Origin of the sequence: Streptomyces sp. NPDC020362, from assembly GCF_040642095.1 — a bacterium.
GTDB lineage: Bacteria > Actinomycetota > Actinomycetes > Streptomycetales > Streptomycetaceae > Streptomyces.
The window spans coordinates 22,219-34,418 of sequence record NZ_JBFAET010000097.1 but is presented as its reverse complement, the minus strand read 5'-3'; the positions used below and the strand labels follow the sequence as shown (position 1 = coordinate 34,418).

Annotated in this window: 10 protein-coding genes; 6 read left to right on the top strand and 4 right to left on the bottom strand. The window is 72.1% G+C overall.

What is annotated here, in order from left to right; translation table 11 throughout:
* Positions 1–34 precede the first annotated feature (34 nt).
* Positions 35–1,249 (bottom strand): MFS transporter, encoded by a 1,215-nt coding sequence (locus AB0H32_RS28690; RefSeq protein WP_361125996.1) that lies wholly within the window; start codon positions 1,247–1,249, stop codon positions 35–37.
* A gap of 47 nt (positions 1,250–1,296) precedes the next feature.
* Between AB0H32_RS28690 and AB0H32_RS28685 the strand changes: the two genes are divergently transcribed.
* Positions 1,297–2,742 (top strand): PLP-dependent aminotransferase family protein, encoded by a 1,446-nt coding sequence (locus tag AB0H32_RS28685; RefSeq protein ID WP_361125993.1) that lies wholly within the window; start codon positions 1,297–1,299, stop codon positions 2,740–2,742.
* A 131-nt stretch (positions 2,743–2,873) separates the two neighbouring features.
* Here AB0H32_RS28685 and AB0H32_RS28680 read toward each other — a convergent pair whose 3' ends face one another.
* Entirely contained in the window at positions 2,874–4,067 is a 1,194-nt protein-coding gene (locus AB0H32_RS28680; RefSeq protein WP_361125990.1) for a helix-turn-helix domain-containing protein, read from the bottom strand.
* A 285-nt stretch (positions 4,068–4,352) separates the two neighbouring features.
* On the opposite strand from AB0H32_RS28680, the gene AB0H32_RS28675 reads away from it, so the two are divergent.
* The gene (locus tag AB0H32_RS28675) at positions 4,353–5,279 is read left to right on the top strand and encodes a proline dehydrogenase family protein (protein ID WP_361125987.1); all 927 of its coding nucleotides are present in this window, start codon (positions 4,353–4,355) and stop codon (positions 5,277–5,279) included.
* A 39-nt stretch (positions 5,280–5,318) separates the two neighbouring features.
* Positions 5,319–6,950, top strand: a complete 1,632-nt coding sequence (pruA, locus tag AB0H32_RS28670) for an L-glutamate gamma-semialdehyde dehydrogenase (RefSeq protein ID WP_361125984.1) — start codon at positions 5,319–5,321, stop codon at positions 6,948–6,950.
* A gap of 138 nt (positions 6,951–7,088) precedes the next feature.
* Here pruA and AB0H32_RS28665 read toward each other — a convergent pair whose 3' ends face one another.
* Positions 7,089–8,012: an alpha/beta hydrolase gene (locus AB0H32_RS28665; protein WP_361125981.1), complete on the bottom strand. Its 924-nt coding sequence runs from the start codon at positions 8,010–8,012 to the stop codon at positions 7,089–7,091.
* A gap of 70 nt (positions 8,013–8,082) precedes the next feature.
* Between AB0H32_RS28665 and AB0H32_RS28660 the strand changes: the two genes are divergently transcribed.
* Positions 8,083–8,622, top strand: a complete 540-nt coding sequence (locus tag AB0H32_RS28660; RefSeq protein ID WP_361125978.1) for a GNAT family N-acetyltransferase — start codon at positions 8,083–8,085, stop codon at positions 8,620–8,622.
* 301 nt (positions 8,623–8,923) lie between these two features.
* The gene (locus AB0H32_RS28655) at positions 8,924–9,055 is read left to right on the top strand and encodes a hypothetical protein (RefSeq protein ID WP_359061336.1); all 132 of its coding nucleotides are present in this window, start codon (positions 8,924–8,926) and stop codon (positions 9,053–9,055) included.
* A gap of 80 nt (positions 9,056–9,135) precedes the next feature.
* On the opposite strand, the gene AB0H32_RS28650 is transcribed toward AB0H32_RS28655, so the two are convergent.
* A complete protein-coding gene (locus tag AB0H32_RS28650) occupies positions 9,136–10,722 on the bottom strand; it encodes a metallophosphoesterase family protein (protein WP_361125975.1) in 1,587 nt (528 codons plus the stop codon).
* Between the two features lie 143 nt (positions 10,723–10,865).
* Between AB0H32_RS28650 and AB0H32_RS28645 the strand changes: the two genes are divergently transcribed.
* Entirely contained in the window at positions 10,866–11,909 is a 1,044-nt protein-coding gene (locus AB0H32_RS28645) for a 3-isopropylmalate dehydrogenase (protein ID WP_361125972.1), read from the top strand.
* The last annotated feature ends 291 nt before the right edge of the window (positions 11,910–12,200 follow it).

The window sequence follows — 12,200 nt, the reverse complement described above, 5'->3', positions numbered from 1 at the left end:
CGCATGAGGTCGGCGGCCAGGTTGCCCATGACCGTCATGTACTCCTGCCAGACCGTCCTGAACTCCGCACCGCCGGGCCCAGCGCACCCGTCATCAACACCGCCGTCAGCACGAACGCCCACCCGTACCCGGTGCGCCCCGCAAGCAGGCCGAAGCCCGCGGCGCCCACGCCCATGCCCCCGTCGTAGGCGAGGTTCCACAGGGCGGAGACGGTCCCGTACGAGGCTCGGGAGACCCGGCTGTACATGAGCGCGAGGGTGGCGTTCTGCGCGACGCCGAAGCCGGTTCCGAAGACCAGCGCACCCACGAGCACGGCCACCGGACGGGAGGTCGCCGCCACGGCCAGCACCCCTGCGGCCGACAGCACGAGGCCCGGGGCCACCAGCCGCCCGGAGCCGTGCCGGTCGCCGTACCGCCCCGCCACCCAGCGGGCCGCGGTCGAGGCGGCGTTCTGCGCCAGCAGTGCCGCCGTCGCCACGCCCGCCGAGCCGCGCGGCACGGCCAGCGGCAGGAACGTCACCAGGATCCCGGCGGCGAGTGCCGTCGTGGCGAACACCACCGCCGGACGCCGCTGCCCCGCACTGCGGACGGCCGCCACCATGCCGAGGGCCTTCGGCCCGGAGTCCGTGGACCGCGGGCCCGGTGTTCCGCGTCCGCCCCGTGCGCCCTCCCGCAGCGCCGGCACCGACGGGATCGCCGCGAGGGCCACCACGCCCGCGGCCGCGGTGGCCGGTCCGTACCCGGCGTTCCCCGTCAGCCACACGCCCAGCGGCAGGGCGACCAGCGACGACACGCCCCCGACCACCCCGACGAGGGCCAGCCCCTCGCCCCTGCGCTCGGCCGGGATCAGTGCCGCGGTCAGGGCGCCGCCCGCGACCAGCGTGACGGCGAACCCCAGTCCGCGGACCAGGCACACCAGCACGGTCCAGGCCGGGCCGTCGGACAGCGGCAGCGCCGGCGCGGGCGCCCCGAGCAGGAACAGCCCGGCCATCAGCGGACCCTTGGTGCCGTACCGGCCGACGATCCGCGGGCCGGCCAGCTCGCCCAGCACCGTGGTCAGCATCAGCGCGCCGGTGGCGAGGCCCGCCGCACCCCGGCCCACATGCGCGGGCACCGCCGACAGCAGCAGGAAGAAGCTCACCGAGGCACCGGTCATGCTCACGAACCGCAGCAGCAGCGCACGGGACAGCAAGGGGGGCCGGGCGCCCGAAGTCGCCGTGGCGGCAGAGGAGTTGGCTTGGGTCGTCATGGCGCCGACGCTAGGGGGCGACCGGATCGCCGGTAAGCTCCAATTCCATGCCAGTGCAGTGGGCCGGTCGGTCCCCGGAGTTGCTGCTGTCCGTCGACCGGAGCAGCGGCGTACAGCTGCGTACCCAGCTGGAAGGGCAGCTGCGGGACGCCATCCGGACCGGACGGCTGCAGGAGGACGAACGGCTGCCCTCCTCCCGGGAACTCGCCCGCGGCCTGGGCCTGTCCCGAGGTCTGGTCCAGGACTGTTACGCCCAGTTGCAGGCCGAGGGCTACCTCGTCACCCGCGTCGGCTCGGCCACCCGCGTGGCCCCCTGCGCCCAGGCCCCCGTCCCGCCCGCCGCGCAGCCGGACACCGAAGGCGCGCGACTGATCGCCGACTTCCGCCACGGAGTCCCCGACCTGGCGTCCTTCCCGCGCGCCGACTGGCTGTGGGCCACCCGGGAGGCCGTCCGCACCATGCCGACGGCCGCCCTCGGCTACGGCGACCCACGCGGCAGCTCGACCCTGCGCACGGTCGTCGCGGGCTATCTCGGCCGGGTCCGCGCGGCCGTGGCCGACCCCGGCCGCACCCTCATCTGTTCCGGCTTCGCCCAGGGCCTCGGCCTCACCCTGCAGGCACTGGCCGCCGCAGGTGTCCGCACGGTCGCCCACGAGGAACCCGGCAACCCCGCATCCACGACCGCGTCCGTCCGGGCGGCGGGCCTCACCCCGCTCCCGGTCCCGGTCGACGAGCACGGCATCGATGTGGCAGCCCTGGACGCGACCGGCGCCCGGGCGGTGATCGTCACCCCCGCCCACCAGTGGCCGACCGGTGTCGTCCTCGCGCCGGAACGCCGGCAGGCGCTGCTCGCCTGGGCGCGGCGGCGCGACGCCTACGTCATCGAGGACGACTACGACGCCGAGTTCCGCTACGACAAGGAGCCGGTCGGCGCGCTCCAGGGCCTCGCCGCCGACCGCGTCGTCTCGATCGGCACGGTCAGCAAGTCCCTGGCCCCTGCCCTGCGCATCGGCTGGCTGCTGTGCCCGCCCGCGCTGCTCGCGCCGCTCGCCGAGCTGAAGCGGATCGCCGACCGCGGCACGCCCACCCTCGACCAGCTGACCCTCGCCCTGCTGATCGAGTCCGGCCGCTACGACCGGCATCTGCGCCGTATGCGCGTCACCTACGCGGCGCGCCGCGCGACCCTGGTCGCGGCCCTCGCCGAGCACGCCCCGCAGGTACGGCTGACGGGCCTGGCCGCCGGCTTCCACGCGGTGGCACACCTGCCGGCCGGGACCGAGGAACGGACGGTGATCGACGCGGCCCGGGCCCGGCGGGTCGGCCTGTACGGCATGTGCGCCTGCCGCACTTCCCACCGGTCCGACCCGCCCCAACTGGTCCTGGGCTTCGGTGATGTCCCCGAGCGGGCCATCGCGCAGGGCATCGCGACCGTGGGGGACCTGCTCGGCCGGGCGCCGCGCAGCGCGCCCGTCCAACGCGCAGCGACGCGGTGAGCTGCTTGTCGGCCGCCGTGCCGACGGCGCTCCTCAGCGACTCCTCCGCGACGGTGTCCCTGTGGCTCCGCAGCAGCAGCCCCGCCGCGGCCCGCACGGCGCACGTCGCGTAGCGCGGGTCCGGGGCACGGTCACAGCCGAGCCCCCTTCAGTGCCATGTGCAGCAGGAGCCGGTCCTCGCCGTCGTCGAGGTCCAGGCCCGTCAGCTGTTCCACGCGGGACAGCCGGTAGTAGAGGGTCTGGCGGTGGATGCCCAGCTCGGCTGCGGCGCGGCCGGCCTGGCCCGCGCGGTCCAGGTACACCTCGGCGGTGCGGGCCAGCTCCTGGTGGGCGGGGGAGAGGAGCGGGCCGACCACGGGGTCGTGGACGGACTCCGCGGGCAGTGCGGTCAGCAGCCGGTACGGCCCGATGCGCCCCCACTCGGCGACGGGCCCGAGCCGTGGCTCGGCCAGTGCGGCCCGCGCGGCGGCGGAGGCCTCCTGCCAGACGGTGCCCAGCTCGACGAGGCCGGTGCGGGGCTCGCCGACACCGGCGGCGGCCCCGGCCGGGCGCCTCCGCGTCCCCTGCGCCTCCTTCAGCAGCCGCGAGGCCGCCGTGAGCGCGGGTGTGGCCACATCCGTGGAGCGCAGCCGCACCAGGATCGCGAGGCTCTGACCGGTCGTCCCCCACGGCACCGTGCACAGGGCCGTGGCGTGCGGCACCGTACGCGGGGACGGGGCCTCCTCCGGGTCCGCGGAGGGCCAGGGGGCGACACAGACCACCGTGTGGGGGCCGTCCGCGCGGGGGCCGAGGGCGGTGCGCAGTTCCACCACCGCCATGTCCCGCTGCCAGCCGCGTTCCGCGGTCAGCACCGCGCGCAGCTCCCGGCTCAGACCGGCCCCCGCCTGCGCCTCGTCGGCGAGCAGTGCGCCGATCCGGCCCGTCACCCCCATGGCGGCGCCCAGCTGCGCGTCCGTCGGACCCGGGTCGTCGTCCAGCAGCCAGACATAGCCGAGGACGACACCCCGATGGCGTACCGGCAGACAGATGCGGCCGCGGTAGACACCGGCCTCGGGCGTCGGCGGGATCCGCACCGGCCCCGTGGCGCGGGTGATGCCGAAGCCCTCGAACCAGGTCCGCACCGCCGCCGTGGAGCGCCGGGTCAGGATCGAACGGGTGCGGACCGGGTCCAGCGCCGTGGGATCCAGATCGCCCTCGCTGTCGTACGCGCCGAAGGCGATCAGCTCGAAGTCCCGGTTCTCCAGGGTCGCCGGCGCGCCCAGCAGCTCCGAGATCTCGTCCACCAGCTCCTGGTAGTCACCGCGGTGGGAATCGCTGTTGATCACGCTCTCCTCGACATCTCCGCGCCGCTCTGCGGGGTCGACCGGGTTTTCCGGCCGAGGGTCCGGGGGCCGCCCTCCGCAGGGACGCGGCATCGGCCGCCATCCGGGCATTCTCCCGCATTTCCGTGATGCCTTCATACATATGTCTGAGATCCGGGGCACGGATGCGTGACAGCTGTCGATGGCCGACGATCGGAGAGATCCTTAGGTTTCACGGTGGTTCCCCGTGCCGTACCCGAATAGTGGGCTCTCGGCCGTCTTTTGGTGCTTTTGCTGTGGAGGTGCCCCGTGCTGGGTCCCGTGATTCTCGCCGCGTCGCGCAGCGACCGGATGCGACGCCTTATCTCGGCGGCCTCGGTGACCAAGCAGGTCGTCGACCGCTTCATCCCGGGTGAGACGGTTGCCGACATCGTCCCGATCATCAAGGACCTGACGCACCGGGGCCTGGAGCTGACGATGGACGTCGTCGGCGAGGACATCACCACCCCGGAGCAGTCCTTTGCCGCCCGGGACGCCTACCTCCAGCTGATCGACCGGCTGCGCGAGCTGGAGCTCGGCGGGAAGGTCGAGATGTCGGTCAAGCTGTCCATGTTCGGCCAGGCCCTGGAGGGCGGACACGAGCTGGCGCTCGCCAACGTCCGGCCCGTCGTCGAGGCCGCCGCCGCCATCGGTACGACCGTCACGCTGGACGCCGAGGACCACACCACCCTGGACTCGATGTTCGCCATCCACGAGGAGCTGCGGAAGGACTTCCCGCAGACCGGCTGCGTCATCCAGGCCTACCTCTTCCGTACCGAGGCCGACGCCCGCCGTCTCGCCGCCGCCGGCAGCCGCGTGCGCCTGGTGAAGGGCGCCTACAAGGAGCCCGCCGAGGTCGCCTACCAGCAGAAGCACGAGATCGACAAGGCCTACGTGCGCATCCTCAGGACGCTGATGGAGGGCGAGGGCTACCCGATGATCGGGTCCCACGACCCGCGACTGATATCGATCGCCCAGGAGCTGGCCCACCAGGCCGGGCGCAAACTGGACGAGTACGAGTTCCAGATGCTCTACGGCATCCGCGGCGAGGAGCACCTGCGGCTGGCCGCGGAGGGTCATCGCATGCGCGTCTACACCGCCTACGGCACCGACTGGTACGGCTACTTCATGCGCCGCCTGGCGGAGAAGCCGGCGAACCTGCGCTTCTTCCTGCGCAGCATGGTCAGCAAGGGCTGAGCCCGAACACCCGCTCACGTACAAGGAGTCAAGGATCTCATGGACGCTGTGACCCAGGTCCCCACCCCCGTCAACGAGCCGGTGCACGGCTACGCCCCCGGCTCGCCCGAGCGCGCCCGCCTGGAGGCCAAGCTCAAGGAGCTGGCCGAGAACCCGATCGACCTGCCGATGACCATCGGCGGCGAGAAGCGGATGGGCGGCGGCGAGGCCTTCCAGGTGGTCCAGCCGCACAACCACAAGGCCGTCATCGGCACCCTGCGCAACGCCACCCAGCAGGACGCCCAGGACGCCGTCGACGCGGCCCTGGCCGCCGCGCCGGCCTGGCGCGCGATGTCCTTCGACGACCGCGCCGCGATCATCCTGCGCGCCGCCGAGCTGCTGGCCGGCCCCTGGCGCGAGACCATCGCCGCCTCCACCATGCTCGGCCAGTCCAAGACCGCCCAGCAGGCCGAGATCGACAGCCCCTGCGAGCTGGTCGACTTCTGGCGGTTCAACGTCCACTACGCCCGCCAGATCCTCGCCGAGCAGCCCCCGGCGAACTCCCCGGGCGTCTGGAACCGTCTGGACCACCGCCCGCTGGAGGGCTTCGTCTACGCGATCACGCCGTTCAACTTCTCGGCGATCGCGGCCAACCTGCCCACCGCGCCCGCGCTGATGGGCAACGTGGTGGTCTGGAAGCCGTCCCCGACCCAGACCCACGCGGCCGTCCTGCTCATGCAGCTGCTGGAGGAGGCGGGCCTGCCCAAGGGCGTCATCAACCTCGTCACCGGTGACGGCATCGAGGTCTCCAAGGTCGCCCTGGAGCACCGGGACCTCGCGGGCATCCACTTCACCGGCTCGACCAGGACCTTCCAGTACCTGTGGAAGACGGTCGGCAGCAACATCGAGAAGTACCGCGCCTACCCGCGTCTGGTCGGCGAGACCGGCGGCAAGGACTTCCTGGTCGCCCACCCGAGCGCCGACCGCGCCGTCCTGAAGACCGCCCTGACCCGTGGTGCCTTCGAGTACCAGGGCCAGAAGTGCTCGGCCACCTCCCGCGCCTACATTCCGGCCTCCATCTGGAACTCGGGCTTCAAGGAGGAGTTCGCGGCCGAGGTCGACTACCTGACCATGGGTGACGTCACCGACCTGTCGAACTTCATCGGTGCCGTGATCGACGACCGTGCCTTCGCCAAGAACAAGGCCGCCATCGACCGCGCCAAGGAGGACCCGACCTGCACGATCGTCGCGGGCGGCACCTACGACGACTCGGTCGGCTACTTCGTCCGCCCGACCGTCATCGAGTCCACCGACCCGGAGAACGAGATCTTCCGGACGGAGTACTTCGGCCCCGTCCTCGGCATCCACGTCTACGAGGACGACAAGTACGACGAGATGCTGGAGCAGATGGAGTCGGTCTCCGACTACGCCCTGACCGGCGCGGTCATCTCCAACGACCGCGCCGCGGCGGCGTACACGATGGAGAAGCTCCGCTACGCGGCGGGCAACTTCTACATCAACGACAAGTCGACCGGCGCCGTCGTCGGCCAGCAGCCCTTCGGCGGCGGCCGCGCCTCCGGCACCAACGACAAGGCCGGCGCCCCGCAGAACCTGCTGCGCTGGACCCTGACCCGCGCCATCAAGGAGACGCTGGTCCCGCCGACCGACTACGCGTACCCGCACATGGGCTGATCGGCCCTTCCCCCGAGCAACGGGCCGGGAAGCCTGCCACCCGAACAGGCTTCCCGGCCCGTTTCCAACCCCCCGCCGGCCGCACCGGGTCCCCGGGCGGTGACGGCGGACGGCGCCCCCGACCACCCCGAACGGCGCTCAGGCCGGTGGTTCCCCCGCTCGAGCGAAGCCGAGAGTGGGGGAGGGCAGGCGCCGGTCGAGAAAGTCCCGCATGAGCGCGGCGATCTGGTCCGCGTGCGTCTCCAGGGCGAAGTGCCCGGCGGGGAGGAGGTGCACCTCGGCTCCCGGCAGGTCCCGCTGGAAGGCGAGCGCGCCGGCGGGCACGAAGATCTCGTCGTGCGCGCCCCAGACCGCGAGCAGCGGCACCTGGCTGCTGCGGAAGTACGCGTGGAAGGCCGGGTAGAGGGCGAAGTTGGAGCCGTAGTCGGAGATCAGGTCGAGCTGGATCTCCGGCTGGCCGGGCCGGGCCATCAGCGCCGCGTCGTGCTCGTACGCGTCCGGGCTGACCAGTGACGGGTCCAAAACCCCGTGCAGGTACTGCCACTTGATCCCGTCCGGGCTGCTGATCTCCCGGACCGGCCCCTCGGTCTCGGGCGTCCGCCCGGCGATCAGTGCGAGCACCGGCGCCCAGGCCTGCTCGCCCAGCCCCTCCTCGTACGCGTTGCCGTTCTGCGTGACGATCGCCGTCACCCGGTCGGGGTGGGCGAGGGCCAGGCGCAGGCCGATCGGGGCGCCGTAGTCCTGGATGTACAGGGCGAACTCCTTCAGCCCCAGCTGCTCGGTGAACTCCCCGGTGACAGCGGCCAGTTCGTCGAAGCCGTACGGGAACTCCGTGGCCGCCGGCGCCGCCGACCGGCCGAAGCCGATGTGGTCGGGGGCGATCACCCGGTAGCGGTCGGCGAGCAGCGGGATCAGCTCGCGGAACATGTGCGAGCTGCTCGGGAAGCCGTGCAGAAGCAGCAGGACCGGGGCGTTCGCGGGGCCTGCCTCGCGGTAGTACACGTCGAGGCCGCGGACGGTGACGGTGCGGTGGTGGACCTGGTGTACCTGGTGAGTCGGCATGGCGGCAGTGCATCACGCACATCTATAACCAGTCAAGTGAGTTTTAGTGGTTAGGTGAGATGCTTGGTCCATGACCCTCCGCCTGCACACCGCCCACACGGCCGACCTCGACCCCGCAGACCTCCGCGCCGCCCGCGCCCTCCTGGACGAGGCGTTCGAGGGGGACTTCGGCGACGAGGACTGGGAGCACGGCCTCGGCGGCATGCACGTCCTCGTCCACGACGGCGCCGGTCTCGCCGCGCACGGCTCGGTCGTGATGCGCCGGATACGGCACCGGGGGCGCTGGCTGCGCACCGGATACGTGGAAGCCGTCGCCGTACGCGCCGACGCCCGCCGGACCGGGCTCGGCGGGCGGGTGATGGCGGCCCTGGAGCGGATCGTCGACCGGGCCTACGACCTCGGTGCGCTCTCCGCGAGCGAGGACGGCGCCCCGCTCTACACGGCCCGCGGCTGGCGGCAGTGGAGCGGGCAGGTGTGCGCCCTCTCGCCGGACGGGATCGTCCGCCTGCCCGAGGAGGAGGGGGGTGTCCACGTCAGGCCCGCGCTCGCCGGACCTCTGGACCCGGCCCATGCGCTCGTCCTCGACTGGCGTGACGGAGATGTCGCCTGAGGGCGCATCCGCTCATCCACGAGCGGTGATCACTCCACCTCCGTACTGCGAAGTCGCAGGTCGTGGCTGTGTGAGCTGATCCACCGTCTCAGATAGTAGGAAGTCCGAGTAATTGTGCAGACAGGCTCGGCCGGCTCCCTTACTTTTGTAGGAGCCGAACGTCTCGCTCGATCCAGCGAATGGCGGTCGTGAGCGGGCCCCACAGCAGGCAACCCCTGCGGCCAACGCTTTCCGCCCCTTCCGGCGTCTCGTCGTAACCCTTCTCTCCGCGCTCCAGGTTTGCCGAAGGAGTCGATTCACCATGGCCGAGACGACCATCCGCCGCCGAGTCCGCCACGTGTCCCGCACGAGCGAGTCCGACCGCAAGAACGCCGCCGCCGCCCTCCAGCGCGCCCTCGACCGCCGCGACAACGGCGGTGAGACCGGCCACTGAGCCGCCACTGATCCGGGAGCCGCACCCTCCCCACTCTCGGCTTCGCCCGAGTGGGGGGACCCGTGAGGTGCGGCGCGGCTTCACCTCCCGCGCCGCACCTCGAAGTGGTCGATCCGCCGCCCGTCCCCGGCGAGCGCCGACACCGTGAGCCTCGGGGACGGGCCCGGCCGCGCCTCCACCGACAGGAGCGAGAAGCCGGTGTAGCGCACCCGCGACCACTGAACCGTCTCCGGTGCGCGCTCCTTTCCCTCGGCCCAGTGGAAGGTCTCCACCGCGTCGTGCCGGGTGACGTGCCCCTCGTAGCTGTCCCTGACGCCCGAGGGGAAGGAGTACAGGTCCCGGCCGCCGCCGCCCGCGGTGACGTAGACGATCCCGTCCCGCGCGGGGTCCGTGGAGCCGCCGACCGGCACCGCCCGGCCGACGTCCCCGTCCCTGATCGCGTCCGTGCGCTCGTAGACGTGGTTGTGTCCGTTGATCACCAGGTCCACCCGGTGCTTGGCGAACAGCGGCAGCCACGCCGCCCGCACCCCGCCGTCCGAGGCGTGCTGCGAGGTGGAGTAGGCGCAGTGGTGGAAGTAGACGACCACGAAGTCCACGCCCTTGGCCGCGCGCAGCCCGCCCAGCGTCGCGTCCAGCCACCGGGTCTGCCTGCCGCCGGTGTGCCCGAGGTTGGCGGGGATCTCGTACGACACGTCGTTGGCGTCCAGGGCCACGAAGCCCGTGTTGCCGTAGGTGAACGCGTAGGCGCCCGGTGTCCGGTGCGGGTCGAAGCCGTTGTCCGGCAGGGAGAAGCGGGCCAGCTGGCCGCCGTAGCCGTCCGGCGAGTACCAGGCCTCCATGTCGTGGTTGCCGGTCGTCACCATCCACGGCACGGAGCGGGCGACCGGCTCGTTCTGCTCCAGGAACCGGTCCCAGAAGGTGGGGTCGTAGCCGTCCGTGGTCTGTCCGGCGCCGTTGACGTCTGCGTAGCAGATGTCGCCCGCGTGCAGATGGAAGGCGGGGTTCTGGCGCCGCACGAGGTGGTCGTTGGCGTTCGCGGCCTGCCCCACGCCCTGGTCCCCGAAGGCCGTGAAGACGAAGCGCTCCGGGCTCGTGGGCGCGGTGCGGAAGGAGGCGAGGGCGGCGCGGTGGGCGGGAGCGGCAGGGTCCCAGCCGTCGTGGCCGACGCCGTAGTAGTACGTCGTGCCGGGGACGAGGCCGTCCAGGGCCGCGTGCACGTAGTACTGCTCGACCGCCGGCCGCACCCCCTGCACCCCGGGCGTGTGCAGAGGGCGCACCTCGGCGTCGACCCGCCGGCCGAGGTCGTCGGGCCGCAGTCCGACGCGCACGTACGCCCGCTCGACCGCGAACGGCACCTGCCAGGAGATGCGCATCTGCGTCTTCGGGTCGGCGCCGAAGGCCAGATGGCGGCCGAAGGGCCGGACCACCGAGCCGGACACCCGCGAGGCGGCCGGCGCCGGGTGTCCCGCCGCGCCGGAGCCGCCGGAGCAGCCGGTGAGCAGGCCGCCCGCGACCGCGCCCGCCGTCACCAGGGTGCGGCGCCGGACCAGCCGGGTGCGCAGGTACTCGAACTGCTCGGCCATGCTCATCCGCTCCGCGAGCGGGCGCGGGATGCCGACGTCGGGTACGGGGGGTTCGGGGGGTGCCTCCCCGGGAAACGCAGCCATGCCGGGGAAGTTTCCACGGGGTCTCAACATCCGTGCTGCGTACGGGTGAACGCGAGCCGACGGGATGACGCCGGCCACCCGTCCGGGTGTCCGTATGACGGACAGGACATGTCATCCCCTGGGACGAGGAGTAGGGTGCCGACATGTCTCGCAGCATCAATCTCGCAGTGATCCCCGGTGACGGCATCGGGCAGGAAGTCGTGGCCGAAGGCCTCAAGGTCCTCTCCGCCGTCCTCCCGCAGGATGTGAAGCTGGAGACCAAGGAGTACGACTTCGGCGCCAAGCGCTACCACGCCACCGGTGAGACCCTCACCGACGCCGACCTCGACGCCCTCAAGCAGCACGACGTCATCCTGCTCGGCGCGATCGGGGACCCGAGTGTCCCCTCCGGCGTCCTCGAGCGCGGCTTCCTGCTCAAGCTCCGCTTCGCCTTCGACCACCACGTCAACCTGCGTCCGTCCAAGCTGCTCCCCGGTGTCGCGACCCCGCTGGCAGGCCAGCCGGAGATCGACTTCGTCGTCGTCCGCGAGGGAACCGAGGGCCCCTACACGGGCAACGGCGGCACCATCCGCAAGGGCACCGAGCACGAGGTCGCCACCGAGGTCTCCGTCAACACGGCCTTCGGTGTCGAGCGCGTGGTCCGCGACGCCTTCGAGCGCGCCCAGGCCCGCCCGCGCAAGAAGCTCACGCTGGTCCACAAGAACAACGTGCTGACCTTCGCCGGTCACCTGTGGACGAACATCTTCACCAAGGTCGGCGCGGAGTACCCCGAGGTCGAGACCGACTACATCCACGTCGACGCGGCCACCATCTACCTGGTCACCCAGCCCGAGCGGTTCGACGTGATCGTCACCGACAACCTCTTCGGCGACATCATCACCGACCTCGCCGCGGCCGTCTCCGGCGGCATCGGTGTGGCCGCCTCCGGCAACATCAACCCGAGCCGCGAGTTCCCGTCCATGTTCGAGCCGGTCCACGGCTCGGCCCCGGACATCGCAGGCCAGGGCAAGGCCGACCCGAGCGCCACGGTCCTGTCCGTCGCCCTGCTGCTGCGCCACCTCGGCTACGACGCCGAGGCCGACCGGATCGACGCGGCCGTCGCCGCCGACCTCACGGAACGCGTCGGCAAGCCGGCCCGCAGCACCTCCCAGATCGGCGACGCGCTCGCCGTACGAGTAGCCGGCTGACCTGCCGCGTCACTCGACATCGTTTCGAAGCCGCCGGGTCGCATCCGCACCCGGCGGCTTTTCCTATGCGGTCGCCGGGTGCCACCATCAACCCTGGGCCGCATTCACCCCGATTCCTTCCGTCCGCAGCCCCGCGCGATAATCGAACGCGGAGCCGCGGTATGAGGGAAAGCTCGGACGTCCTAGCACCGGCTGGAGAGCCGGTCCGGGAGTGAGCGCGGCCCGACACCACAACCGGTGCTGCATTTCCCGGGGGGACAACCCCCGGACCCCCGGCCGGAAGACCGGAGC